Source organism: Chitinophaga ginsengisegetis (assembly GCF_900168065.1).
GTDB classification, from domain to species: Bacteria; Bacteroidota; Bacteroidia; order Chitinophagales; family Chitinophagaceae; genus Chitinophaga; species Chitinophaga ginsengisegetis.
This window is the reverse complement of record NZ_FUZZ01000001.1, coordinates 1,548,344-1,573,788: the sequence shown is the minus strand read 5'-3', so window position 1 is coordinate 1,573,788 and position 25,445 is coordinate 1,548,344. Positions and strand designations below refer to the sequence as shown.

Below are 25,445 nucleotides of genomic sequence, written 5' to 3'. Positions count from 1 at the left end.
TGATTTATTTAATCGAAAGCAGTTTTTTATTGTTTCTATAGTAAAAGAGGTGAGTTGGAAGCAGATCAAAACAGTGAAACAAATCCGTTATTGCAGCGAATTGCTTACCTGGTAAGCCGTTATCAGCAGGATATATTAACAGCAGCAGAAGAGGAAGAGCTGCGGGCCTGGCGTGATGCCTCCGCAGACAACCGTCTTTTTTTTGAACAGATGACAGATCCGGATATCCTCCGTGATAAGCTGTTGCAATATGAAAAATTTGATGTTGCCGCCGGTTGGGATACTTTCAGTGCAAAGCATTTCCCGGCAAAAGATAACGTGCCGGTACGCCCGGTGTACCGCTGGTGGAGTGCTGCTGCGGCTGTTTTGCTGTTATTGGGGGCAGGCATATATTTTCTTCGCCCTTCCGCCCCGCCTGCCCCGGTAGCGGCCCTTTCCACCACGCCTATACTGCCCGGAACCAGCAAAGCCACTTTAACGCTGGCAGATGGTTCGGTCATACCGCTGGATAGCAACGGTAACCGCGTGATCACGCAGCAGGGCGCCCTTATTCATTTGAATAACGGCCAGCTGCAATACAACACACAGGATTATACTGCACAAACCACCCTGAACACGCTGGCTACTCCGAGAGGCGGGCAGTTCCGGCTCACCCTGCCGGATGGAACCAGGGTATGGCTGAATGCAGCTTCCGCTATTACCTTCCCCACCGCATTCGGGCAAGGGAAACGGGAAGTGGAGATAAAAGGAGAAGTTTATTTTGAAGTGGCGGCAATGGCAAAAATGCCTTTCCAGGTAAAGGTCAGCCACCAAACCAATATAGAAGTATTAGGCACCAGTTTTAATATCAACGCCTATACAGATGAACCAGGCATCAAAACGACCCTTATACAAGGAGCCGTGAAAGTCAATGCAGGCAACAGCTCCAGGGTATTATTACCCGGTCAGCAGGCATTGGTAAAAAGTCCCGGGAATATCGATATCGTAGCGCACGCAGATACTGCGGCAATACTGGCCTGGAAGAAGGAGGAATTTAATTTCCGCGACGCAGACATCCCCACCGTGATGCGTCAGCTGGCCAGATGGTATGATGTAACAATTGTTTATGCAGGTAACATCCCTGCCCGCCGGTTCCAGGGAGAAATTCAACGTAATCTGCCACTGTCGGATGTGCTGGAAGGACTGAAAAGTACCGGTATCCATTTCCGCCTGCAGGGACGCAGCATCATCGTGGAACCATAATGGGTTTATTTTTTAGCTATTGTCAACTGAACATTTATGCACGACCAACTTCAGAGATTGTAATGCCGCTATACGGATAAAAAAACCGGAGGTGATTGGACCCACCCCCGGCGAATATGTCCGGATGATAGTAGCACTAAGCTTGTACATACTTGAATACTGATTATCCATCCTAACAAATGCAAATCTATGCAATTGAATTATTATGGTAAAGTCCTTTCTATGCCCGGACTTTCCCCAACCAAAATTGCACTTACTATGAGATTAACGATTGTTCTCATGATTGTGGCGACATTGAAAGTATCTGCGGGTGCCTTCGGTCAAACGGTGTCTGTATCGGTGAAAAATGCACCGATGGAAGAGGTGTTTACCTCTGTAAAGCAGCAAACCGGCTACCTGTTCTTTTACGACCGGGACCTGCTGCGCACCGTTAAACCGGTAACCATCAAAGCAGAAAACACCCGGCTCGCGGATTTTCTCGCGGAAATCTTTAAAGGCCAGCCACTGGATTACACGATCAAAGACAAAACCATTTTCATCAAAAAGAAAGCGCTGCCCGCAGGCAGCAACAACATCAGCACCTCACCGGAAGCCATCCAGCAACCGGTGACAGGTGTGGTGAAAGATGCTGCAGGCGCCCTCCTCATCGGGGTAACCGTTAAAGTGAAAGGCACCAACATTGGTACCATCACAGATGAAAACGGACATTTCTCCCTTGCAGCAGGTCCTGGTGATGAACTGGTGGTAACCTACGTAGGCTACGAACCCTATACGGTTCGTATCGGCAACTACGGACCGTTGCAGCTGTTTCTCCGCCAACGCACCAGCAGCCTCGATGAAACCGTGGTGATCGGCTACGGTACCACCAGCAAACGTAACAACACCGGCTCGGTATCCAGCATCAAGGCGGAAGACATTGCCTCACAGCCGGTAATGGACCCGCTGTCTGCCATGCAGGGCAGAATGGCCGGCCTGTTCATTACTTCTTCCAACGGTTTACCCGGTTCCAGTTTTAAAGTAGTGATAAGAGGACAAAGCTCTATCGATCATACAAACGATCCCCTGTACATCATTGATGGCGTACCTTTTTATTCCGATCCGCTGAATCAGTTTACTTCTGCCAACGGCAATCAAAGCCCGCTGGCAACGATCAATCCTTCTGATATTGAACGTATCGATGTATTGAAAGATGCCGACGCTACAGCTATCTACGGCTCCAGGGGCGGCAATGGCGTGGTGCTCATCACTACCAAAAGAGGCAAATCAGGTAAAACACAGGCTAACTTCAACGTATACACGGGCGCAAGCAAAGTAGTTAATACGGTGAAAATGCTCAATACGCCTGAGTACATTGCCATGCGTAAAGAAGCTTTCAAAAATGACAATAAACCATACGACGAAGAGAGTGCACCAGACCTCACCCTGTGGGATCAGCAACACACCACCGACTGGCAAAAGTTCATGATCGGCGGTACGGGTCATACTACGGAAGCACAGGGTTCTGTATCCGGTGGCAATGAACAAACACAGTTTATATTAAGCGGCACGTATCACAAGGAATCAACGGTAATGCCCGGAAGCCTCGGCTACCAGAGAGGTGCAGGCCATTTTAATTTAAACCATAACAGCGCCGATGGCAAATTTAACATCAGCACTTCTGTGAATTATACTGCCAATAAAGATAATTCGCTGGCAAGCGATCTTACTACTTTCTTCAACATGCCGCCGAATTATCCGCTGTATGATTCTACCGGTAAATACTACTGGTTTTCAACCGCACAAAATCCACAGGCATACCTGTTGCGCCGGTCTGAAATAAATACCAATACCCTTGTGGCTAACAGTACTATCAGGTATACCATCCTGCCGGGATTGAATCTGAAAACCAGCCTTGGATATAATAAGTCCAATATGAAGCAGTTACAGGTATACCCGAATGCTACCTTTAACCCGATTACTTCCACTGGGAGTATGTCTTATTTCGGTAATGCCGATGTTGGATCTTACATCATTGAGCCACAGATCGATTATAACAAAACCATCGCAAAAGGCGATCTGCAGGTAATGGTAGGTGGTACCTGGCAGCAAACCATCAGCCAGGGCCAATCAGTAAAAGCAACGGGTTTCTCCAGCGATGCGCTGCTGGAAGATCAGCAGGCCGCCGGCCTCATCACCCCCAATCCATCGCAGTACGCCTTTTACCGTTACACCTCAGTATTTGGAAGGGTCAACTATAACTGGGATGGAAAATACTTAGTGAATGCCACTTATCGCCGCGATGGTTCCACCCGTTTCGGCCCCGGCAACCGCTTCGGTAACTTCGGCGCTATAGGAGCCGCCTGGATATTTACCAAAGAAGGTTTTATGAAAGAGGTGAGTTTCCTCAGCTTTGGTAAACTCCGTGCAAGTATCGGCATAACGGGTAATGATAAAGTAGGCGACTATCAATACCTTGATAGCTGGAACTCTAATCCATATCCTTATAATGGCTTACCCGGACTAACACCAACCCGCCTGGCCAACCCATTGTATAAATGGGAAGAGAACCGTAAGAAGGAAATCGGACTGGAACTGGGATTCCTGAAAGACAGGATCCTGTTTAATACCAATTATTATCATAACATTTCCAGCAATCAACTGGTGCAGTATCAGCTATCACCACAGGTAGGCTTCCCGTCTATCACCGCCAACTTCCCGGCAGAAGTGCTTAACAGCGGATGGGAATTTGAAGTGAATACTATCAATATCCAGCAGGCTAACTTTACCTGGAAATCATCTTTAAACCTGACGGTGAGTAAAAATGAACTGAAATCGTTCCCGGGGATTGAAGGCTCTGCTTACAAAGACATATACGTAGTAGGACAATCATTAACCATTGTAAGAGGATACAAGTTTATAGGCATCGATCCGGAAACCGGATTGGCACAGTTCTACAGCAACAGCGGCACTACTACCGATCCGGCAGAATACGACGACTATGTAACGCTTGGCAAAACCATGCCGGCATACTACGGCGGGTTACAAAACAGCTTTACTTATAAAGGTTTCAGCCTTGATTTCCTCCTGCAGTTTGTAAAACAGGAAGGCCCGCAAATTGGCTACGGATACGGCAGCCCGGCGATCGGCACCTTCGCCAACCAGGATCTGCGCGCGCTGGACCGCTGGAAAAACAAAGGTGACAACACCACTGTGCCCGGGGCTACTACCTCCGCAGGAACGGCTAACTACAGGAGCTATAGCCTTTCTACTGCCAACTGGGGCGACGCTTCATACATCCGTCTGAAAAATGTATCTGTGAGATATGATCTGTCGAAATATACCAAACGCTGGAAAGTCAATAATATCAGCGTTTACGCATTAGCGCAAAACCTGCTCACCTTTACCAACTATAAAGGTCTTGATCCTGAAACCCAGGGTATGGTAATGCCGCCGTTAAAAGCATATACCATCGGTTTACAGTTTGCTTTATAAAGAAATATTCCTGTTTTGCAGATAATAAAAAGATTTACCATGAAACGAATTCATATATTTTTAATCGGCGTTCTCCTCTTCAGCAGCAGTTCCTGCAGCAAGTATGTGGATACGCCGTTACCAAAGAATGAGCTGGTATCCGGACTGGTGTTTACAGATGATAAAACGGCTACCGCCGCAGTTACCGGTTTATATGGCAGCATGTACTCATTCAACTACCAGTTTGCGAATGTGCTTATCAACTACCTCACCGCAATGCAGGCAGATGATATGGCCTATTACTCGTCTTTCGCCAACTATGATGTTTTTAAAGAGAACAGGTTATTGCCCAGCAGCCAGTATGTGCAAAGTATGTTTGCTGATCTTTACAGTTATATCTACCAGACAAACGCCTGCGTAGAAGGGCTTTCCACAGCCACTGCATTAACGCCTGCTGTAAAAAACCAGCTAATGGGAGAGTCCCTGTTCATGCGTGCTTTCTGTTATTTTTACCTGGTAAATATGTATGGAGATGTACCCCTGATCACCGGCACCGACTATAAAGCAAATGGTGTGAAACCACGCGCGCCACGTGCAGAAGTGTATAACACCATCATCACAGATCTTAAAGCAGCCGTAGAATTAATGGGAGATGAATATCCTACGGGGCAGCATATACGCCCCGATAAGTCCGTGGCTAACGCTTTGCTGGCAAGGGTTTATCTTTATAATCAGAACTGGGCACTGGCAGAAACCACTGCATCGCTGGTGATCGACAATGGTCGGTATTCATTGGTAACGGATCTGAATAAAGTGTTCCTGGCTAACAGCAATGAAGCTATCTGGCAGCTGCAGCCGCTCAATGTAGTGGGTGGCCGCAACACCTGGGAAGGATTTACTTCTACCCCGGCTATTAACCCCACCACGGGACTCTTTGGTACAGCGGTATTCCGGCTGGATACCATCAACCTGATCAGAAAATATGAACCGAATGATCAGCGGTTTACCAAATGGATAGCCTTCTACAAAACCACTGCCGGCGTTAGTGTTTACTTCCCTTATAAATACAAAGTAAGAACGAGTACCAGCGCCGTTACCGAATACTCAATGGTAATGCGTCTCGCAGAACAATATCTTATCCGCGCGGAAGCCCGTATTCAGCAAGGAAAGCTCAACGATGGCCGCGCCGACCTGGACGCTATCCGCCAACGCGCGGGCTTACCCGGTTTGTCCGCTTCTCTTACACAACCAGCCTTACTGCTGGCGGTGGAACAGGAACGCAAAGTGGAGCTGTTCGCAGAGTGGGGCCACCGCTGGTTTGACCTGAAACGTACCAAAAGATCAGACGCCGTGTTAGGCCCTATTAAAGGCGCCAACTGGCAGTCTACGGATACCCTGTACCCGATTCCTTCTGATGCCATCAGAACCAATGTTAACCTTACCCAGAACGAAGGGTACAAATAACTATCGCTGATATGAAGAAGTTAACCATCATATTTTTACTGGCTGCCCTGGCAGCCGGTAAAATATATGCACAACAACGGGTGGTGATTAGCCCGGAATACCCGGAACGTGGTCAAACGGTTACCGTCACCTACGATCCCACCGTGCCGGGAGCAGGGATTCCGGCCACAGCCGCCCCGGTAACACTCGTGTTTTCTTATTCCAATTTTTATAACCTCGCATGGCGTATGAACATGCAGCGCACCGGGAATAAATGGACAACCTCCTTTGTGCTGGCCGATTACACCACCTTCGCCACCTTTTACCTGGAGAGCGGCGAGGCTACCGATAAACCGGCAAAAGACCGGCACTACGAAGTAGCTGTGTATAAAAACAAAGTACCGGTAAAAGATCTGGCCCTGTACAAAGCCTACAGCCTCAGCGCACAAATGGGTAAGTCTCCTTTGCTGGCAGATAAACAGGCCGCCCTTTATAAAGAAGAACTGAAACGCTACCCGGATAACTACGAAGCAAAACTGCGCCTGCTGACCTACGAAATGAACAAGGCAACCACCACCAAAGAAAAAGAAAGGTTCAGAGCAGAAGCACACCAGGTGATTGCTGATAAATTTAACAGCGCACCCACCACTCCGGGCAATATGAACAAGGTAACCATGGGCTACCTGATCATTGGTGAAAACACCCGGCTGGATTCCATCCGGCGCGTAGTCATGGAACGTTACCCGGAATCAGGATTGGGCCGGGATATCATGACAGGCGTAGTAGCCAAAGGGAAAGACACCGCCCGGCAAATCACCTTTTTTGAAAACGAACTGAAAAAGGAAACCCCGGAAAACAGGGAATCCTTCATGGAAATGCACGAGGTATTGTTCCGGTACTATGCGGTGAAAAAAGATAGCAGCAAGGCATTGTATCATGCCCGTTTTATGACCACCGAAAAGGAAAACCCTTACAAGGTGATTACCTGGCAACAGGTGGCGCAAACACTGCTGGATAACACCCTCGCTCTGGATACCGCACGCAGTTATGCACAACGTGCGTTAGACAGCGTACGCAGTTACCCGGTAGGCGTGATCCGCCATTTCCCGGAAACAGGATACATTTATCCATATGCGGACGACAGCACGCGCAACGCCGTGTATAATAAGGCCAGCCGGCACCTGGCATCTTTACTTGGCCTCATCGATCTGAAACAGGGACTCCTGGCTGCGGCAGACAAACACATGGAACAAGCCGTGGATTACTATGCAGATAAAGAAACACTCGACAACGCGGAAGCATATTACCAGCAAACCAATAATACCGCAAAGCTGAACCAGCTGCAGGAGTTCCGGAAAAAAATACTAATAGAGAAAGTAAAGAAACAACGGATCAACCGCCCCGCACCGTTGCTGAACACCTTTGTGGATATGAAAGGCCAGCCGGTGTCAGCAGCTTCATTGAAAGGTAAAATTATACTGATCGATTTCTGGGCTACCTGGTGCGTACCCTGTATGCAGGAAATGCCCTATCTCCAACGGTTATACGAACAATATAAACAACACCCGGATGTTGTTTTTATGATTGCCAACAGCGGCGCCAGGAATACCCTGGCCGATGCGCAGGGCTGGAGCGGTAACAAGAAATATACCTTCCCGGTGTATTATAACACAGACCCCGCTATAGGAGATAAATTCAAATTCAATATCATTCCCGCTTCCTATCTCATCAACAAAGAAGGAAACATCATTTTCAGTAACATCGGCTTTGAAGGTCCGGAGGTGGAAGAAAAGCTAAAACAACAGCTGGAAATCCTGTTACACGACTAAATACTTAAACAGTCACCATTAAATACTTAAGTAGTCACCATAACCAGCCGGAAATATTCCCGGAAATTTGTCTTATCAAAAAAATAAAACAAAATGGCAACAAAAAACAAAATAGCCCTGGTTACTGGTGGCAGTCGCGGATTAGGTAAGAATATGTCTTTACAACTCGCCAAAAGCGGACACGATATCATCCTTACTTATAAAAGCAACCAGGCAGAAGCCGATAAAGTAGTGGCAGAAATACAGGCCATCGGACAAAAGGCCATCGCTTACCAGCTGGATACCGGCGATACAAAAGCATTCGACGGGTTTCTCGCAGAAGTAGCAGCACATCTGCAGGAAAATACCGGCGAAGGCAAATTTGATTTCCTGGTAAACAATGCGGGCATCGACAGAAGTTCCCTTATCCCCAACACTACGGAAGAGGATTTTGATGAACTGTATCAGGTGCATTTAAAAGGCGTATACTTCCTCACGCAGAAAGCCTTGCCTTTTATTAATAACAATGGCCGCATTATTAACCTGTCGACCGGACTGGCACGGTTTGCCACACCCGGATATGCCGCCTATGCTTCCATGAAAGGAGCCATAGAAGTATTCACCAGGTATCTCGCCAAAGAAGTGGGCGCACGCGGCATCACGGCCAACGTAGTAGCCCCGGGCATTATTGAAACAGATTTTACAAAAGCCACCTTTGAACATGCACCGCAGGCAATTGAATACATCGCTGCCCATACCGCCCTCGGACGCACCGGTGTACCAGACGATATTGGCGGCATTGTAGCCTTCCTTTGCACCGAAGAAGCCCGCTGGATCACAGCACAACGTATTGAAGCTTCCGGAGGCATGTTCCTCTAAGGGACGCAAACAAATTGTGCAGCACGGCAGACTTCCTGCCGTGCTTTTTTATGGCAGGTGTTTAAAATGCCCTATTTTTAAAATAAAAAGATGTCTGCCGAAGTAGTACGGAAGAAATTATACTTTCATAAAGCAGGCAGCGCACTGATCATAAATGCGACTGCTGAATACATCAGCCTCATAGGGAACATTGATTATGACACGGCGGCCGCTTTCAGAGCAGTGGGATTAGACGCTGTATCCAGCATTGCTATTGATGATACCTGGACCGCCCTGAGAGTCCGGCCCCTAAATAAACCATGACCGTAATCGGACACCCCCTGTATTAAAACCGGGCATCCGGTGATCGTTTATGGATACTAAAGCGCTGATTATCATATCTCCTGATTTCCGGCATCGAATTAGAACGCCCGTATATTATGTTTAAGAATTACTTCAGCATCGCACTCAGGAACCTTTGGAGAAATAAAGGTTTTTCAGCCATCACTATATTCGGGCTTGCCATTGGCATGACCACCTGTTTGCTCATCACCTTATTTGTAACAGATGAACTGAGCTACGACCGGTTCAATAAAAAAGCCGACAGGATTTATCGCATCAACGCCGACTTTTTTGTAAACGGCAACGCTTTTAAAGAAAGATATACCCCCAGCCAGCTTGGCCCCGTATTACAACAGGAATACCCCAACGTAGAAAACTATGTCAGGTTTATCCGCCAGGGAAATATCCTGGTGAAAAAAGGAACCACCACCCTGGTAGAAAAAAATGCCTGCTTTGCAGATTCCACTCTCTTCGACGTATTCAGCTTACAGATGATCAGCGGCGACCCTAAAACCGCGCTCACCCAGCCTCATACAATGGTCATCTCCGAAAGGATGGCTCTCAAATATTTCAACAGCACCGATGTAGTAGGGAAAACACTGCAAACAGATAATGTCGCCACTTACCAGATCAGCGGCGTGATAAAAGATGTACCGGACCAGTCGCACCTGCACTTTGATTTTGTGCGGGCCCTGTCCGAATTGCCCGAAAGCCGGGAAAACGGCGGCTGGATGTCAGACAACTATGCCACCTACGTATTAATGCGGGAAGGAGCCACCGGCGCACAACTGCAAAGCTATGTGAATGCTGTTACCAAAAAATATATGGAAGCCCCGCTGCAGAAGATGACGGGCAGCAACTTTGCAGATCTCGAAAAATCAGGCGGGCATTTCGGGTATAACGTCCTGCCGCTGACAAAGATCCATTTGTATTCCCCGCTTGCAGATGAAGCAGAGCCTTCGGGCAATATCCAATACGTGTACATCTTTATTGCGGTGGCTGTCATCATCCTGCTGATCGCCTGCGTGAACTTCATGAATCTCTCTACCGCCCGGTCTGCGGGTCGCGCCAAAGAAGTAGGGGTGCGGAAGGTGCTGGGCTCCCAGCGTTCTTCCCTGATCTTCCAGTTCCTTACGGAGTCTACGCTGACCAGCTTCTTTGCCCTGTTACTGGCAGTGGCCCTGGCCATTTTACTGCTCCCGTATCTCAACCAGTTATCAGGTAAACACATTACACTGGAGGCCGGGTATTTCCTGTGGCTGCTGCCTTTCCTGCTGGTAACGGCCGGTGTGATAGGGTTGCTGGCAGGCAGTTATCCCGCCTTTTTCCTGTCGGGCTTTGAGCCTATCAAAGTGCTGAAAGGCAGGTTGAACAGCGGTTTCAAAAATGGCTGGTTGCGAAACAGCCTCGTGGTTTTCCAGTTTGCTTCTGCCATCCTGTTGATTGTAGGCACCCTGGTGATCAACAGTCAGCTGAATTATATCCGGAGTAAAAAGCTGGGATACAACCGGGAACAGGTGCTGATCCTGGGCAATACACAATCGTTGTGGATTCATGCCCGCAACTTTAAAAACGAGGTGCTGAGTATGCCGGGGGTGGAATCAGGTACCATGACGGCCTCTTTGCCTACCGATATGAGCCTCAACACCAACATCTATTCAAAAGATGCGGCCCGTAGCGCCGGGCAGGTAACCGGAGTACCGGAATGGTATGTGGATGCAGACTACATCCATACAATGGGTATGCAAATGGCCAGTGGCCGGAACTTTTCGCCCACCATGCCTTCGGATACTTTCGCCATATTGCTCAATGAAACTGCTGCCCGGTTATTTGGCTTTAATGACCTGAATGAAAAATATCTCTATGCAGATGGAAGCAGGCCGCTGAAAGTGATAGGGGTGGTAAAGGATTTTAACGCCGGTAGCTTAAGAAATAAAATACCGCCAATGGTGTTCCGGCTAAGGGAGAATCCCCGCGTAATGGCATTCCGTATTCATACCGGTAATATCCAGGGGCTGATGGCAAAAATCAAAAGTGCCTATGAAGCGCAGCCTGGTATGAGCGGGCAACCATTCGTGTATTCTTTTCTTGATGACGATTTTAACCGCCTGTATATTGCGGAACAACGCACGGGTAAGATCTTTATTTCCTTTGCCGTACTGGCCGTATTGATTGCGTCCCTGGGCGTATTCGGGTTAATCACCTATGCAGCGGAACAACGTACCCGGGAAATAGGTATCCGCAAAGTGCTGGGCGCTTCGGTAACGGGGATTGTGGCCATGTTGTCAAAAGACTTCCTGAAACTGGTGCTGGTGGCTATTGTTATTGCCAGCCCCCTCGCCTGGTATATGATGAGCCGGTGGTTGCAGAATTTTGCCTACCAGGTAAAAATGAACTGGACGATCTTTGTACTGGCGGCGTTTATTGCCATCGCCATAACCATTTTAACGGTTAGCTACCGGGCTATCAGGGCGGCCACGGCCAACCCGGTGAACAGTCTTAAAGCGGAATAATCAGTTGGCCAGCGGGAGTTCCAGGTAGAAGGAGCTTCCGCCTTCGCGGTTGTTCTCAAACCAGATCTGTCCCTGTTGCGCGGTAGTATATTCCTTACAGAGGAATAACCCGAGGCCAATGCCCTTTTCATTATCCGTTCCAAAGGTGGAACGTACTTTCAGGGAGAAAATATCGGGTTGCCTGGACAGATCAATACCCATCCCGCTGTCTCTTACTTCAATTAAACATTTATTGCCGGCCCTGCTGGTTTTGATGAAGATAGTTCCCCCGGAAGGCGTGAACTTGGCGGCATTACCAAGCAGGTTGCGTACAATCAGCTGCAGCATATTGATGTCGGCCATCACTTTTATAGAAGCGTCTATATTGGTATCCAGGCTGATCCTTTTTTTGGATACGGCCATTTTGTTGATCTTCAGAATGGGGTGTATGGCGGATGCAACGTCCACGGGGGTGAGATTTACATTTAGCCCGTCCATTTGCGTTTTAGACCATACCAATATATTATACAGCATTTCCTGGGTGCTGTTTACTACATACAGCAGCTCGGTTTCTATCTGGGTTTTGTTTTCCGGGTCCAGTTCTATTTCACGCATCAGCTGCAGGTACGACTGTATTGCCGCCAAAGGATTACGCAGGTCATGGGAGATGAGTGAAAAGAGTTTACTCTTTTCTGTATTCATGATTTCGAGGGAGCGTGTCTTTTCTTCCCCTCTCTGTTTCTCTTTGTTATACGCATTTTTCAGGTAAACAGTTCCCACGAAAATTACGCCCACGCTGATAATATAGGTAGGAGTCATGTCCGCGAAAATGTCTTTCCTCGTTTTATAAACGGTATCTACCGACGCCGGGTAATAATACTCCCATATGATCAGTCCAAGTACGGTGAACAGGTTCAGCGCCAGCCACCAGTAGTATTGGTTCCGCGGGGAAATCAGCATGCCCAGGAAAAACGCCAGGGTAAACGACAGGAGGGAAGCGCCCTGTATCCCCCCGCTGTAGAAATAGTTAATAGCGAAGCTCACGTTGATCATGATCACGGCAAGGGCTATACTGATATTTACCTTCTTTCGGTATCTTGAAAGAAAATAAATAAAGGAAAATACAGGCACCAGTAAGGCAAAGATGAGAGAGGTAACAGTTAGGCCGGTAACATAATTGTACGGGACGTTAATGGCAATAATAAAGAGGGAGATAGCGCATATGGCATTGAATATACGGTTTTCCAGAGAGAACTGTTGGGGGTCTCCGATCAGGAAATGAGAGAACTGTTTCAATCGTTGGGATATCGTTATGGTTCCGGATGTTGACATGTTACTAATTTAAGCAAAAACAACTGCTGTCGGCAGTGAAAATGCCGGGCTCAGGATAATCATATAATTGTAATGTCATAATTTTTTTTCGCTTTTCTACATACCATCTCATTAATTTTTAAAAAAAGAAGCAGCTCAGCCAAAAGAAACGCGGACCGCCATGAGAAGCAATATCCGGGCCATTATCTGTAAGAGGGGATAATATTCCCCCAACGCGAAGGGGTATACGTAAAAGGTTGTAAAGGGGAAATAGCTCTCCCTGTGGGGGCAGCCGGGGATGCGGAGTAAATAATTTTTTAACCTGTTAGAGGAACGGCGTCGCTATCCTTTCCGGCGGTATTTTGCTAAATGCATTTTACAAAACGCAGCATGTGTGAATGAAGCCAATCCGGCCGGCAAATCAATAACACGGCATCGTTTTCATGAGGTAAAACGCTATTTTTGCGTTTCAATTAATATACCTCATGAAAACGATGTTGTTTTTTACGCTGACTTGTTTGTTTACTTCTTTTGCAGCTCCTCTTTTTGCCCAGGACCAGGAACCTGAATTCATCTTTAATACCTGGGAGTTAAATAAAGATGACAGCCGGTATATTTTTGCAGATACCGCATTGGTACGTATCAGCCCCGATACCAAACAGGCCGCCATCGACACCCTGCTGGCCGGCGACGATATTACCGCTATCGATATACTGGCCGGCAAACTGCTCACCCTGAAAGGTCTTACCCTTCCCTGGGTACAGATTAAATACAAAAAAGATGGCGTGGAAAAACAAGGCTACGTATGGGAAGGACTGATCTCCTTTTCTCCTATGCGCAGAGGCGATATGAAATTTGTATTTGCCTACGACCGCCGCGTGGATACGCTGATCGACAATGAAAAACGCCCGCAGTATATTGTGAAACTAAAAGCAGTGCAGGCCCGTAAAATCCTCGCTGCCACCGCATTCCGGATAATGGACGATGAATCCGCCGGTTTTTCCAATGCGAAGGTGATGCCCGGTCTCGGCCTTACCAACGTGCAAAATATTATCTCTGTTGGCTTTGGTGGAGCAGCCTGTGGTGTTCCCACAAACTATTATTATTTCGCCTGGATGAAGGATGGACGGATCGCCTTACTGCCGGAAAGAATGGATGTAGGCGATGCAGGGGTATATTATCACAGCGAGTCCTTTATTTTCCCCGGAGAAAAAGGTGGTATGCCCGATACCATCATCCTGAAAATGCATGAGGAAGAAGAAACTGATAAGCTGGATAAGAACGGAGAACCGGTGATGTCAGTAAAAGAAGAATCCACTAAATATAGTTGGGATGGTATGAATGGGGCGTTTAAAAAACTGGGGAAGTAAGTAAGCGCCTTCTTTTATTTTATCCCCGGCAGTGATCACATGATTTGCGTTCTTTGTATCTTAGGTAAATGTTAGCTGTCATGGGAAAATGGATCCTGAAAACAATAGGCGTGCTGCTGCTCCTGTATGCAGCTGTTTGTGTCCTCGTTTACTTTATCCAGGAGCGTTTGCTTTTTTTTCCGGAGAGATTACCACCCGGGTATGTCTTTCAGTTCCCGGAGCCCTTCGAAGAACGCACTATCACCACTGCGGATGGCACACAACTAAGCGGACTGTTATTTAAATCCCGCGGCGACAAAGGACTTATCTTTTACCTGCACGGTAATGCAGGCTCTCTCCGCTCATGGGGAGAAGCTGCCGGGGTATATACCCACCTCGGTTATGATGTATTTATGCTGGACTATCGCGGATACGGAAAAAGTAAAGGAAAGATTCATAGCGAACGACAGTTTTATGCCGATGCACAAACAGCCTACGACAGTGTAAAAACAGTTTACCCCGAGAGTACAATTACCATTCTCGGCTATTCCGTAGGTACTGGCACTGCGGCACGTCTGGCGGCCGATAATCATCCGAGGCAGCTCATTCTGCAGGCGCCGTATTTCAGCATGAAAGATATGGCCAGGTATTATTATCCCATCCTGCCTTCCTTTCTATTGAAGTATACATTTCCTACCTACAAGAATATACAACGTACTACCGTACCCGTTACCATCTTTCATGGCGACCTCGATGAAGTGATTTACTATGGCTCTTCCGAAAAACTGAAAGCATATTTTAAGCCCGGAGATACGCTGATAACGCTGAAAGGGCAGGGGCATAGTGGTATGACGGATAACCCGGAATACCAGGAGCGGCTGAAGGAGGTGTTGGAATAAACTCATACGCCCATCACCGTCACTCCCTTCTTCTTACAATACTTCAGCTCCGCCGGATCGCCATCCGTAATAATCGCATCCACTAACTCCAACCCCGCAAAATTCAAATAGGAGGTTTTCCCGATTTTCCCCGCATCACATAACAGGTAGGTATAGCTACTTTGCGTAGCCAGTGCAGTGGCAATAGCCGCTTCCTTTTCGCTGTGTGCAAATAATCCCTGCGCCGAGAGGCCATCTACGCCAATAAATGCTTTCCCGGCTTTATACCGTTGGATGTGTTCTGTGGCCATAGTGCCGTGTATAGCTTGCCGGGCGGCGTCGTATTCACCGCCGATAATATTGAGCGATACTGCGGAATGTTGCAGTTCAAATATCACCGGGAGAGAGTTGGTGATCACTTTAATCTTTCTGTTTTTTATAAACTGGCATAGGCGGAAAACAGTGCTGCCACAGTCCATGAAAATAATATCGCCGTCGTTGATCTGTGCGGCCGCTTTTCTGCAGATCTTATCTTTTGCCGCCTGGTTGGCGGCTGCTTTGTTCACAAATTCGAAAGGCGAATCCGGCTCACTCACCGGAATGGCCCCGCCGTGGGTGCGGTACAGGAGCCCATCGTCCGATAGTTGATTGAGATCCCGCCGGATAGTGATTTCTGAAATACCCAATGCCCGCGCCAGTTCAGCGGTTTCTACTTCTCCTTTCTCGGTTAACAGCGACAGTATTTTTTGTTTTCTTAGCTGGAAATTCATTTTAAATAATTAACTTGATCAAAAATAATCAAAAACGATCATAAACGATCATTTAATATGAAAACAATCAATATTCTGGAAACGGCCATCCTGTCGGACAACTGGTATACGCTGAAGAAAATTACGTATGAAGTGAAGGGTAGCGATGGAGTAGTGGTACAGCAGGAGCGTGAAGCATACGATCGCGGCAATGGAGCTACTATTTTGTTATATAATAAGGAACATGGCACCGTAGTGTTAACCCGGCAGTTCCGCATGCCTACCTATATTAATGGCAATGAAACCGGTTTGCTGATAGAATGTTGCGCCGGTTTACTGGATGAAGATAATGCGGAAGAATGCATCCGCCGCGAAACGATAGAGGAAACCGGGTACGAGGTAACCAATGTGGAAAAAGTGTTTGAAGCGTATATGTCGCCCGGCTCTGTTACCGAGATCCTGTATTTCTTTGTGGCAGCGTACTCTAAAGAGCAGAAAGTACACGAGGGCGGCGGACTGGAAGCCGAACAGGAAAATATAGAAGTATTGGAACTCCCGTTTGTACAGGCAATGGATATGATCCGTACGGGGGAAATTAAAGACGGGAAAACAATTATGCTGCTGCAGTATGCAGCGCTTCATCACCTGTGCGGCTAAACGAAACCGCACGGGCTTATCCGGCTAACACGGCATTGCGCTCATCTTTCACCAGCAAAGCCTGTTTCTCTTTGCCCCATTGATCCATTGCCTTAATCAGTGGTAAGGTGCTCAGTCCAACTTCTGTGAGGTAATATTCTACTTTTAACGGAATACCGGCATATACTTTTTTATACAGGATGCCAAGATCTTCCAGTTCCTTCAGGTGCATGGTGATCACGCGCATGCTGGCACCATCCACTTCCATCTCGCGGTGAATGTCACTCGGCCGCCTGATGTCGTCATGGATACACTCAATGATCCAGGCTTTCCATTTACCGCCCAATACCTTCATGAAAATGCTGATGCCACAGTGCAGCTCCGGGATTTTCTTCTCGTACATAGTGTTTCATTTGCCCGAAAGATAAACATTTTACCCTGGTTCATAAAAACGAGCAAACAGCGATGCGCTGTAATGCAGCAGGGGAGCATACCGAAAAAGTTTTCCCTGGGGGAAACTTTTTTCGGTTATTGTCTGTCACCGCTATAGGTAAGACATTTGAGGCATAAAAAATGAGATGATGACAACAAACAAAAGTGTTTCCGTAATTGGATTAGGCCCTATGGGATTTGTACTGGCGCGCACCTTACTGGATAATGGTTATCACGTAACGGTATGGAACCGCAGCGCGGAAAAAGCAGCGCCGCTGGTAGCCGATGGCGCCGTACTGGCAGCAGATCCTGCCGCAGCCATATTGGCAAGCCCGGTGATTATTACCTGTCTCAATAATTACGATACCACCCGTAACATTCTTTCTATGCCGGAAGCAGCAGCTGCCTTAAGTGGCCGCCTCCTGCTGGAGTTAACCACCGGTACTCCGCAGGATGCAAGAACAGCAGAAGCCTGGGTGCAGGAGCTTGGTGCACACTACCTGGATGGCGCCCTGCTGGCCACACCCCGGCAAATAGGAAAAGCGGATACGCCTATTTTTTTATCAGGACAAATAGCTGCTTTTGAAAAAGGAGAGGCCATACTGAAAGTATTGGGTGGCAACCTGATGTACATGGGCGCAGCAGCCGGCGCTGCCGCTGCATGGGACCTGGCCATACTTTCCAGCCTGTTTGGTTTGGTCACCGGCTTCCTGCAGGGCGCACGGATTTTTGAATCGGAAAAGCTGGATGTAAACGCATTGGGCGATATGATCAACAACATTGCACCGGTACTCGGGGAAATGGTGCGGCATGAAGGCGCGGTGATCAGCACCAATAATTTCACACATCCCGAAAGCAGCCTGAAAACCTGCGCAGTATCTATTGCTTTAATGGTGAAACAGGCCGCTGAATCAGGCATTCCCGGGGAAGTGCCTGCCTTCATCCTTAACCTCATGAACAAAGGCATTAAAGCCGGTTATGGAGAAGAACAGCTGGGAGCATTGATAAAAGCCATGCGGTAAGTACGGGCGTTAGTGTTTAGTCCGCTGCGGACTAAACACTAATTATGCGTATCTTTATAAACACCTAATTTGTTACCACATGAACATGGAAAGTTATCTCCCGTCAGCGATCCTTTCTCCTTACGTCAGCGCTTATCTGATCATCGAAAGCAAAGACGGTATGGAGAACCGCGTAATGCCGGATACTGCTGTGGTGATGTCTTTCAGGTTTGGTGGTAAAGTGATGACCGGAGACGCCGGAGAAGCAACCGATCTGCCGGTAACAGCATTGGCCGGTTTGCGCAGAACTTCCCGTCTGTTACATTATGCGCCCGGCACCGGCAATGTGTTGGTGAAGTTCAGGGAAGGTGGGGCTACAGCCTTTTTCAAAACACCCCTGCATGAACTTTTTGATACGCATGAATCGCTCGATCAATTGGTACAGCGCCATAAAATAAGAGAGGTGGAAGAACGGTTGTATGAAGCGAAAAACAACCTGCAGCGGATCGCTATTGTGGAACAGTTTCTTATCGCCGCACTCAGCAGCCGGCAACCGGACTTACTCATCCGCAATGCGGTACAGCAAATTAAAACCGCAGCCGGCCATGTAAAGATCAAATCACTGGCAGCAGACCTGTATATCAGTCAGGATGCCTTTGAAAAACGTTTCCGGCGCAGTGTGGGAACTACTCCCAAACAGTTCTCCGCCATCGTAAGATTACGGCACCTGCTCGATCATTTCCCGGAAGCTGATAGTCTTACCGAAGCTGCCTATGACGCCGGCTATTACGACCAGGCGCATTTTATAAAAGATTTCCGCGCCTTCACCGGGCAAACACCACAGGCATTTTTTCAGCAGGCCACCTGGTGGTAACATCATAGCGCCACTGGCTCTTCCTTCTTTTTCATCAATGCCTCAAATTCGCCCTGGTAGGCTTCTCCCCATTTATCCATCGCATCCACTACGGGCAACAACGACGCGCCAAAATCAGTAAGATAGTATTCTACTTTCGGTGGCAGCTCATGATAAATAACACGTTTAATGATCCCGTGAAATTCCAGTTCCCTTAGCTGCAAATCCAGTACCCGCCTGCTCGCAGAAGGCATCGCCCTTTGCAGTTCACTGGGCCTTCTTACCCCTTTGTTGATCAGGTACACCATATAGGATTTCCATTTACCACCAATAATTTCCATGATGATCGCCATCCCGCACGCAAAACTTTTTGGAATCTTTTTTTCATACATAACCAATCGCTTTTCTGATACGGACAAATTTATCCCTAATAGCCGGATTGCCGGCATACGGATAAAATTTTCCGTATAGGAACATAATATCCGTTATTGTTCTGTTCACCCGATCTGCGTCACTTTGCAGCATTGATCATCAAAAAAAATAACATGACCAGCACAACAAATAATTACAAGGGAAAGAAAGCAGTAATCACCGGCGGTACACACGGTATGGGAATGGCAGTGGTTAAAATGCTGATAGCAGGAGGGGCAGAAGTATTGCTCACAGGGAAAAATCCAAACAACCTGGAAGCAGCCAAACAGGAACTGGGTAACAGCGCGCACATCATCGCTTCTGACACATCTTCCATGACCGATATCGAAACCCTGCGCAACACCGTGGCTGCTACTTTCGGACAAATCGATTTCCTGTTTGTGAATGCCGGCTTCTCTTTGCTGGAGCCATTCGATAAAGTAACGGAGGCCACTTACGATAAAACTTTTGCCATCAACACCAAAGGCGCGTATTTCACGGTGCAGCAACTGGCGCCACTGATAAAAGATTACGGTGCAATTGTGTTTACTACTTCTATCGCCAACAACGCCGGTTATGCAGGCATGAGCGTATATGCCGGTGCAAAAGCAGCGCTGGCTTCGTTTGTAAAAGGCTTTGCCGCCGAACTGCTGCCCAGGAGTATCCGCGTAAATGCGGTAAGCCCCGGCTTTATCAACACCCCTACTATGGGCGTATCCGGTGCATCAAAAGAAGAACTGCTGGCCTTCGAAAAAATCGGGGAAGCAGTAACGCCGCTGAAACGCAACGGCAGCACGGAAGAAGTGGCAAAGGCCGCACTGTTCCTGGCCTTCGATGCTACGTTTACTACCGGTGAAGAGCTGACAGTGGATGGCGGTCTTTCTAAAAGTCTCACCCCGCCCGATCTTTCACACTAATTTCAAAGGGCTGGCTATAAAACCAATAGTCAGCCCTTTCCTGAAATCCCCTTGTCTCAAAAAAATATTTTAAAATGAGCAATCGCTCACTTATCTTTGTGTCGCATGAGATACAGAGACGAAAATAAGATACAGGCCATCCGTGAGTGTGCCATTGAAATGGTGGCTAAGGATGGACTCGAAAATTTTGGTATCAACCGGCTGGCAAAGGCAGCGGGTGTATCTCCGGCTACTATTTATATTTATTATAAAGATAAAGAGGACCTGCTGACGAGTATCAGCATTGAAGAAGGAATAAAAATGACGCAGGCCACCCTGAAAGATTTTGACCCGAAAATGAGTTTTAAGGAAGGGCTGTGGGTGCAGTGGAAAAACAGGGCCGCTTTTGCACTGGATAACCACCTATCCGCCAACTTCTTTGAACAGCTGCGTAATTCTACTTACAAAGACAAAATGATGGAAACCATCACGCATGAATTCCGCAGGGCAATGGGCGACTATGTGCATAATGCGGTAACACGGGGAGAGATCGACGAAATGCCCCTCGAAGTATACTGGTCCGTTGCCTTTGCGCCATTGTACTCGCTGATAAAATTTCATAACGAAGGACAAAGTCTCGGTGGCCGTAAGTTTAAGTTCTCAGAAAAGATCATGAAAGAAACATTCGACTGTGTGGTAAAAGGATTGATGAAATAGCTCTTTTTTTTGTCAAATTAATAAATGAACGCTCGCTCACAAAACAAAATAGTCATGCAACACGTTCTTATTTTCAAAACAAACATTGCCACTGCGCAAGCCCGCTCCAAAGTAGCCCCGTTACTGGACCAGCAGCCCTTTATTGAAAAGTGGACAGTAGACATGGAAGACGTAGATTGCGTACTGAGAGTGGTAGCTGCTGAACCGGTGCCGGATCGCATCATCGCATTGATCAACGCCAGCGAGTACGAATGTGCAGAGCTGGAAGACTAACAAATACATAAGCTGAAAATCTCCCTGAATGAAACAAACATCACCCGCATTTTCCGGTCACCAGAAAATGATAGTAGCCCTGTTGGCACTCACACAATTCACGGTCATCCTCGATTTTATGGTGATGTCGCCACTCGGAGATATGCTCATGAAATCGATGAGCATAAAGCCCAACCAGTTCGGACTCATCGTATCAGCCTACGCTTTCAGCGCCGGTATCTCCGGGCTGCTCACTGCCGGCTTTGCCGATCGTTTCGACCGTAAGAAATTACTGGTATTTTTTTACGCCGGCTTTATCCTCGGCACGTTGTGCTGCGGACTGGCCAACACCTATTACACGATGGTCGCGGCCCGCATCATCACCGGTTTATTCGGCGGTGTAATCGGATCTATTTCGCTGGCCATCGTTACCGATCTTTTTGATATCTCACAACGCGGCCGCGTAATGGGATTTGTACAAATGGCATTTGGCGCCAGCCAGGTACTTGGTATTCCTATCGGGCTATACCTCGCCAATGCCTGGGGATGGGAAGCCCCCTTCTTCCTCGTAGCCGGCGTAGCCGCTATTGTAATGCTGCTGATCATCCTGCAGCTGCAACCGGTTATTGCGCACCTGGCCGTACAACGCGATAAAAGCGCGTTCACACACCTGTGGCATACCGTGAGAAACCGCGATTACCGCATCGGTTTCAGTGCCACCGCACTGATGTCTGTAGGCGGATTTATGATGATGCCTTTCGGTAGCGCGTTTGCCGTAAATAACCTGCACGTTACACACGAGCAGTTGCCTTTATTGTTCATGGTTACCGGCGTAGGTTCCCTGTTCATTATGCCGGTGCTGGGAAAATTAAGTGATAAAAGAGACAGGTTCACGCTCTTCTCCATTGCTTCCATTTATGCGTTGGTAATCATCATTATTTATACACACTTAACACCGCAACCGCTCTGGATCATCATGTGCCTGAACGTATTGATGATGGCGGGTATCATGGGCCGTATGATCCCCTTCACCGCCTTAACCACCGGCATCCCCGACCTGTCGGACCGTGGCGCGTTTATGAGTGTGAACTCCTCCCTGCAACAAATTGCCGGCGGAATAGCAGCGGTGATCGCAGGCATGATCGTAGCACAGAAAGATAAATTCAGCCCGCTGGAACACTACGATACACTCGGATGGGTAATTGTGGGGTTAACACTTCCCTGTATTTACCTGGTACACCGCGTAAGCCTGATCGTTAAAAGAAAACTCGCCAAAGGCGCCGTGGTGAATACTACGGAAGTAGTGGCGGAGACGTAATATTTTCGGGGAAGCCGGTATTGCCGGCTTCCCCGAAAATATTTAATAAGATAAAGGTACTTTCATCACCCGTTTAGGGTTGATTCCGAGAAACTTTTATCTTAGATTTGAATTATGAAACAGATCTCCATTCTCGTTCCCAAAGGCGCTGTTGCGCTCAGCTGCATTGAAGGCCCGTTTGTACTGTTTACCAAAGCCAACGATTTCCTGGAAAGCGTTGGAAAGGACCCGCTGTTTAACGTTAAGCTGGTAGGGCTCTCCAAAGAAGCGCACGAATACGACCGGTTCTTTAAAGTAACCCCGGATGTAGTGATCACAGAAAAACATAAAGCCGACCTGATCATCATTCCCGCAGTGAACGGGGAGCGTGAAACGGTAATAGAACAGAATAAAGATTTCTATCCGTGGATTGTACAGCAGCATGAGGGAGGATCAGAAGTGGCGAGCCTTTGTGTAGGCGCCTTTTTACTGGCGTCCACGGGCCTGCTTAAAGGAAAGCGTTGCTCCACGCACTGGCTGGCAGCCAATGAATTCAGGAACATGTTTCCTGATATAGAACTGGTATCTGAAAAAATCATTACAGATGAAAAAGGTATTTATTCCAGCGGTGGCGCCAATTCCTTCTGGAACCTGCTCATTTACCTGATAGAGAAATACACCGACCGCGATATGGCCATCCTGGCATCCAAGTATTTTGAAATTGAAATAGACCGCACCAACCAGGCTACCTTCACCATCTTCAAAGGTCAGCGCGAACACCAGGATGAATCAGTAAAACAGGCACAGGAATTTATTGAACAGAACTGGCAGGAAAAGATCACGGTGGAACAGCTGTCATCCATGTTTGCCGTAGGACGCAGAAGCCTCGAAAGAAGATTTAAAAAAGCCACCAGTAACACGGTGTCGGAATATATTCAACGGGTTAAAGTAGAAGTGGCCAAAAAAAGCTTTGAAAGCAGCCGTAAAAACATCAATGAAATTATGTGGGAAGTTGGGTATTCGGATACAAAGGCATTCAGAACCATCTTCAAGAAAACCACCGGTTTGTCACCGCTGGAGTATAGGAACAAATACAATAAAGGAGCAACTGCTGCTAAATAAATCCTTTATTTTTCTGTACCTGTGGAATTGGAAAAGATCTTATGCCACCGTCCTTCCAATACGCCTTTCAGCATGGTGCATAGTTCCTGGAAAGTATTGGGCTTGGTAAGGAATAATTTTGCACCCAGCCGCATAGCATCTTCCATGTCTTCTTTCATATCAGAAGTACTCAGGATCACAATATTTGTTAACTGATGCTGCAGGATTTTCTTCAGCTCTATCAGGCATTCCCGCCCATTCATCAGCGGCATGTTGAAATCAAGGAAAATGTAATCGGGAGCAGGAATTTTATTCTCCTGGAACATAGCTATCGCTTGTATTCCACTGTCACATACATGCGTTTCTATAACCGGGGAAATATTATTGATGGCTTCCTGGAAAAAAATTCTGTCATCCGCATCGTCATCAATAATCATTATTTGTTGTGGTCTTGTCATGGCTAAAATTTTAAGCATTTAGGTCTTCACGTTCGTTTGGATCTTCGGCGGGGAAATATGAAGATAAACAAAAATGCGAGTGCATTCAAATTAAAGATTTTGTAATACATATGGTCGCGTTCCTTTAATTACTACACCAGTGGCGCAAATATTGTAAAAGAGGATAGTATCACCCTGAAAGTATATCCCCATGAAAAAATATTTGTTGTCACTCGTATTGTTGTCCTTCATTTATCAGCTGTCCGCACAGGATAGCGTTCACTTACCGTTACCTGCAAAATCACATACCAACTACAGCCAGGTACGGGGCTGGAAACCGGGAGAAACGCCCATTGCCCCCGCGGGATTCCACGTTTCGTTATATGCGGATGGTTTTGAAAATCCGCGGTGGATGTACGCACTTCCCAACGGGGATATCCTGGTGGCAGAATCCAACAGCAACCACTCCTTTTTTACCAGGATCGGCGCTGCCATTATCGGGGCCAATAAATCCAATAGTATGAAGCATAGTGTGGACCGTATTACCCTGTTGCGGGATGCTGATCACGATGGCATACCGGAATTGCGCAGTACTTTCCTCACCGGCCTGGAGCAACCCTTCGGTATGCTGCTGATAGGCAACCATTTTTATGTGGCCAACACCAACGCTTTACTCCGCTATCCCTACAAAACCGGGGACACTGTGATCACCGCGGCGCCGGAAAAAATAACAGCCCTGCCGGCAGGAAAAACAAACCGGCACTGGACCCGTAATATCATCGCAAATAAAGACCAGTCAAAAATTTATATCGCTATCGGCTCAGGCTCCGACCACGCAGAAAAAGGTATTGAAAAGGAACAATCAAAAGCAGCCATCGTGGAAATTAACCCGGATGGTACCGGGCGCCGCATTTATGCCGCAGGGTTAAGGAATCCCGTGGGCATGGACTGGGCGCCGGGTACTTCCACTTTATGGGTAACGGTAAACGAAAGGGATAAGCTGGGCAACGACCTGGTACCGGACTACCTCACCGGCGTAAAAGAAGGCGGTTTCTACGGATGGCCGTGGGTGTATTACGGTCAGCATAAAGACACCCGCGTGAAAGATCCCGCCCCGCCGGAAGTGAACAATACCATTATTCCCGATGTACAACTGGGCGCTCACACTGCTTCCCTGGGGCTGGTATTTTACCGGGGAGATAAATTTCCGGAAAGATATCACCAGGGCGCGTTCATTGCCCAGCACGGCTCCTGGAACCGCAAGCCCATCTCAGGATACAAGGTATTGTTTGTACCTTTTGCCAATGGAAAACCCGCCGGTAAACCGGAAGATTTTCTCACCGGCTTTGTAAAAGATTCCACCACGGCAGATGTAAAAGGCCGGCCGGTAGGACTGCTCGTATTGAAAAACGGCGCCCTGCTGGTAACAGACGATAAAACCAACCGCATCTGGAAAGTGGTATACGGACAATAACGAAATGTTTAACTTG

At 47.6% G+C, this 25,445-nt stretch carries 23 protein-coding genes; 18 read left to right on the top strand and 5 right to left on the bottom strand.

Going from position 1 to position 25,445, the window contains the following annotated elements:
• The first annotated feature begins 54 nt into the window (after positions 1-54).
• The 7 genes from B5Z18_RS06195 to B5Z18_RS06165 all read left to right on the top strand — a co-directional run bounded on the left by B5Z18_RS06195 (position 55) and on the right by B5Z18_RS06165 (position 11,656).
• Positions 55-1,242 carry a FecR family protein gene (locus tag B5Z18_RS06195; protein WP_079468506.1) on the top strand — a complete coding sequence of 396 codons (1,188 nt, stop codon included), beginning with the start codon at positions 55-57 and terminating at the stop codon, positions 1,240-1,242.
• Between the two features lie 258 nt (positions 1,243-1,500).
• Positions 1,501-4,713, top strand: coding sequence for a TonB-dependent receptor (locus B5Z18_RS06190; RefSeq protein ID WP_159454210.1), 3,213 nt, complete (start codon positions 1,501-1,503; stop codon positions 4,711-4,713).
• Between the two features lie 39 nt (positions 4,714-4,752).
• Entirely contained in the window at positions 4,753-6,156 is a 1,404-nt protein-coding gene (locus B5Z18_RS06185; protein WP_079468504.1) for a RagB/SusD family nutrient uptake outer membrane protein, read from the top strand.
• A gap of 11 nt (positions 6,157-6,167) precedes the next feature.
• Positions 6,168-7,964, top strand: a complete 1,797-nt coding sequence (locus B5Z18_RS06180) for a TlpA family protein disulfide reductase (protein ID WP_079468503.1) — start codon at positions 6,168-6,170, stop codon at positions 7,962-7,964.
• A gap of 93 nt (positions 7,965-8,057) precedes the next feature.
• Positions 8,058-8,822: an SDR family NAD(P)-dependent oxidoreductase gene (locus tag B5Z18_RS06175; RefSeq protein WP_079468502.1), complete on the top strand. Its 765-nt coding sequence runs from the start codon at positions 8,058-8,060 to the stop codon at positions 8,820-8,822.
• Positions 8,823-8,912: 90 nt separating this feature from the next.
• Entirely contained in the window at positions 8,913-9,125 is a 213-nt protein-coding gene (locus B5Z18_RS06170) for a hypothetical protein (protein ID WP_079468501.1), read from the top strand.
• A gap of 116 nt (positions 9,126-9,241) precedes the next feature.
• A complete protein-coding gene (locus B5Z18_RS06165) occupies positions 9,242-11,656 on the top strand; it encodes an ABC transporter permease (RefSeq protein WP_079468500.1) in 2,415 nt (804 codons plus the stop codon).
• Here B5Z18_RS06165 and B5Z18_RS06160 read toward each other — a convergent pair whose 3' ends face one another.
• A complete protein-coding gene (locus tag B5Z18_RS06160) occupies positions 11,657-12,967 on the bottom strand; it encodes a sensor histidine kinase (protein ID WP_079468499.1) in 1,311 nt (436 codons plus the stop codon).
• Between the two features lie 464 nt (positions 12,968-13,431).
• Here B5Z18_RS06160 and B5Z18_RS06155 point away from each other — a divergent pair, with 464 nt between their 5' ends.
• A complete protein-coding gene (locus tag B5Z18_RS06155; protein ID WP_079468498.1) occupies positions 13,432-14,316 on the top strand; it encodes a hypothetical protein in 885 nt (294 codons plus the stop codon).
• Positions 14,317-14,396: 80 nt separating this feature from the next.
• Positions 14,397-15,194, top strand: coding sequence for an alpha/beta hydrolase (locus tag B5Z18_RS06150; protein ID WP_079468497.1), 798 nt, complete (start codon positions 14,397-14,399; stop codon positions 15,192-15,194).
• 2 nt (positions 15,195-15,196) lie between these two features.
• Here B5Z18_RS06150 and B5Z18_RS06145 read toward each other — a convergent pair whose 3' ends face one another.
• A complete protein-coding gene (locus B5Z18_RS06145; RefSeq protein WP_079468496.1) occupies positions 15,197-15,943 on the bottom strand; it encodes a DeoR/GlpR family DNA-binding transcription regulator in 747 nt (248 codons plus the stop codon).
• Positions 15,944-16,000: 57 nt separating this feature from the next.
• On the opposite strand from B5Z18_RS06145, the gene nudK reads away from it, so the two are divergent.
• Positions 16,001-16,579: a GDP-mannose pyrophosphatase NudK gene (gene nudK, locus B5Z18_RS06140; RefSeq protein ID WP_079468495.1), complete on the top strand. Its 579-nt coding sequence runs from the start codon at positions 16,001-16,003 to the stop codon at positions 16,577-16,579.
• 16 nt (positions 16,580-16,595) lie between these two features.
• Here nudK and B5Z18_RS06135 read toward each other — a convergent pair whose 3' ends face one another.
• On the bottom strand, positions 16,596-16,961 hold the full coding sequence (locus B5Z18_RS06135) for a winged helix-turn-helix transcriptional regulator (RefSeq protein ID WP_079468494.1): 366 nt from the start codon (positions 16,959-16,961) through the stop codon (positions 16,596-16,598).
• Between the two features lie 178 nt (positions 16,962-17,139).
• Between B5Z18_RS06135 and B5Z18_RS06130 the strand changes: the two genes are divergently transcribed.
• Positions 17,140-18,012 (top strand): NAD(P)-dependent oxidoreductase, encoded by an 873-nt coding sequence (locus B5Z18_RS06130; protein ID WP_079468493.1) that lies wholly within the window; start codon positions 17,140-17,142, stop codon positions 18,010-18,012.
• Positions 18,013-18,091: 79 nt separating this feature from the next.
• Positions 18,092-18,865, top strand: coding sequence for a helix-turn-helix domain-containing protein (locus B5Z18_RS06125; protein WP_079468492.1), 774 nt, complete (start codon positions 18,092-18,094; stop codon positions 18,863-18,865).
• Positions 18,866-18,867: 2 nt separating this feature from the next.
• Here B5Z18_RS06125 and B5Z18_RS06120 read toward each other — a convergent pair whose 3' ends face one another.
• Positions 18,868-19,197, bottom strand: coding sequence for a winged helix-turn-helix transcriptional regulator (locus tag B5Z18_RS06120; RefSeq protein WP_235015880.1), 330 nt, complete (start codon positions 19,195-19,197; stop codon positions 18,868-18,870).
• A 192-nt stretch (positions 19,198-19,389) separates the two neighbouring features.
• Here B5Z18_RS06120 and B5Z18_RS06115 point away from each other — a divergent pair, with 192 nt between their 5' ends.
• The 5 genes from B5Z18_RS06115 to B5Z18_RS06095 all read left to right on the top strand — a co-directional run bounded on the left by B5Z18_RS06115 (position 19,390) and on the right by B5Z18_RS06095 (position 23,539).
• Positions 19,390-20,172, top strand: a complete 783-nt coding sequence (locus tag B5Z18_RS06115) for an SDR family oxidoreductase (protein ID WP_079468490.1) — start codon at positions 19,390-19,392, stop codon at positions 20,170-20,172.
• 105 nt (positions 20,173-20,277) lie between these two features.
• Positions 20,278-20,868, top strand: a complete 591-nt coding sequence (locus B5Z18_RS06110; protein ID WP_079468489.1) for a TetR/AcrR family transcriptional regulator — start codon at positions 20,278-20,280, stop codon at positions 20,866-20,868.
• A 54-nt stretch (positions 20,869-20,922) separates the two neighbouring features.
• On the top strand, positions 20,923-21,141 hold the full coding sequence (locus B5Z18_RS06105; RefSeq protein WP_079468488.1) for a hypothetical protein: 219 nt from the start codon (positions 20,923-20,925) through the stop codon (positions 21,139-21,141).
• Positions 21,142-21,169: 28 nt separating this feature from the next.
• On the top strand, positions 21,170-22,438 hold the full coding sequence (locus B5Z18_RS06100) for an MFS transporter (protein WP_079468487.1): 1,269 nt from the start codon (positions 21,170-21,172) through the stop codon (positions 22,436-22,438).
• 114 nt (positions 22,439-22,552) lie between these two features.
• Complete coding sequence (locus B5Z18_RS06095) at positions 22,553-23,539, top strand: GlxA family transcriptional regulator (protein ID WP_079468486.1); 987 nt, start codon at positions 22,553-22,555, stop codon at positions 23,537-23,539.
• A gap of 5 nt (positions 23,540-23,544) precedes the next feature.
• On the opposite strand, the gene B5Z18_RS06090 is transcribed toward B5Z18_RS06095, so the two are convergent.
• On the bottom strand, positions 23,545-23,976 hold the full coding sequence (locus B5Z18_RS06090) for a response regulator (protein ID WP_159454209.1): 432 nt from the start codon (positions 23,974-23,976) through the stop codon (positions 23,545-23,547).
• Positions 23,977-24,166: 190 nt separating this feature from the next.
• Here B5Z18_RS06090 and B5Z18_RS06085 point away from each other — a divergent pair, with 190 nt between their 5' ends.
• Positions 24,167-25,429 carry a PQQ-dependent sugar dehydrogenase gene (locus B5Z18_RS06085; RefSeq protein ID WP_079468484.1) on the top strand — a complete coding sequence of 421 codons (1,263 nt, stop codon included), beginning with the start codon at positions 24,167-24,169 and terminating at the stop codon, positions 25,427-25,429.
• Positions 25,430-25,445: the final 16 nt, after the last annotated feature.

Bases quoted from the DNA above. Each gene is read 5' to 3' on its own strand.
- B5Z18_RS06190 (WP_159454210.1), top strand. From the start codon at position 1,501: ATGAGATTAACGATTGTTCTCATGATTGTGGCGACATTGAAAGTATCT.
- B5Z18_RS06185 (WP_079468504.1), top strand. From the start codon at position 4,753: ATGAAACGAATTCATATATTTTTAATCGGCGTTCTCCTCTTCAGCAGC.
- B5Z18_RS06180 (WP_079468503.1), top strand. From the start codon at position 6,168: ATGAAGAAGTTAACCATCATATTTTTACTGGCTGCCCTGGCAGCCGGT.
- B5Z18_RS06175 (WP_079468502.1), top strand. From the start codon at position 8,058: ATGGCAACAAAAAACAAAATAGCCCTGGTTACTGGTGGCAGTCGCGGA.
- B5Z18_RS06170 (WP_079468501.1), top strand. From the start codon at position 8,913: ATGTCTGCCGAAGTAGTACGGAAGAAATTATACTTTCATAAAGCAGGC.
- B5Z18_RS06165 (WP_079468500.1), top strand. From the start codon at position 9,242: ATGTTTAAGAATTACTTCAGCATCGCACTCAGGAACCTTTGGAGAAAT.
- B5Z18_RS06160 (WP_079468499.1), bottom strand. From the start codon at position 12,967: ATGTCAACATCCGGAACCATAACGATATCCCAACGATTGAAACAGTTC.
- B5Z18_RS06155 (WP_079468498.1), top strand. From the start codon at position 13,432: ATGAAAACGATGTTGTTTTTTACGCTGACTTGTTTGTTTACTTCTTTT.
- B5Z18_RS06150 (WP_079468497.1), top strand. From the start codon at position 14,397: ATGGGAAAATGGATCCTGAAAACAATAGGCGTGCTGCTGCTCCTGTAT.
- B5Z18_RS06145 (WP_079468496.1), bottom strand. From the start codon at position 15,943: ATGAATTTCCAGCTAAGAAAACAAAAAATACTGTCGCTGTTAACCGAG.
- nudK (WP_079468495.1), top strand. From the start codon at position 16,001: ATGAAAACAATCAATATTCTGGAAACGGCCATCCTGTCGGACAACTGG.
- B5Z18_RS06135 (WP_079468494.1), bottom strand. From the start codon at position 16,961: ATGTACGAGAAGAAAATCCCGGAGCTGCACTGTGGCATCAGCATTTTC.
- B5Z18_RS06130 (WP_079468493.1), top strand. From the start codon at position 17,140: ATGACAACAAACAAAAGTGTTTCCGTAATTGGATTAGGCCCTATGGGA.
- B5Z18_RS06125 (WP_079468492.1), top strand. From the start codon at position 18,092: ATGAACATGGAAAGTTATCTCCCGTCAGCGATCCTTTCTCCTTACGTC.
- B5Z18_RS06120 (WP_235015880.1), bottom strand. From the start codon at position 19,197: ATGGCGATCATCATGGAAATTATTGGTGGTAAATGGAAATCCTATATG.
- B5Z18_RS06115 (WP_079468490.1), top strand. From the start codon at position 19,390: ATGACCAGCACAACAAATAATTACAAGGGAAAGAAAGCAGTAATCACC.
- B5Z18_RS06110 (WP_079468489.1), top strand. From the start codon at position 20,278: ATGAGATACAGAGACGAAAATAAGATACAGGCCATCCGTGAGTGTGCC.
- B5Z18_RS06105 (WP_079468488.1), top strand. From the start codon at position 20,923: ATGCAACACGTTCTTATTTTCAAAACAAACATTGCCACTGCGCAAGCC.
- B5Z18_RS06100 (WP_079468487.1), top strand. From the start codon at position 21,170: ATGAAACAAACATCACCCGCATTTTCCGGTCACCAGAAAATGATAGTA.
- B5Z18_RS06095 (WP_079468486.1), top strand. From the start codon at position 22,553: ATGAAACAGATCTCCATTCTCGTTCCCAAAGGCGCTGTTGCGCTCAGC.
- B5Z18_RS06090 (WP_159454209.1), bottom strand. From the start codon at position 23,976: ATGACAAGACCACAACAAATAATGATTATTGATGACGATGCGGATGAC.
- B5Z18_RS06085 (WP_079468484.1), top strand. From the start codon at position 24,167: ATGAAAAAATATTTGTTGTCACTCGTATTGTTGTCCTTCATTTATCAG.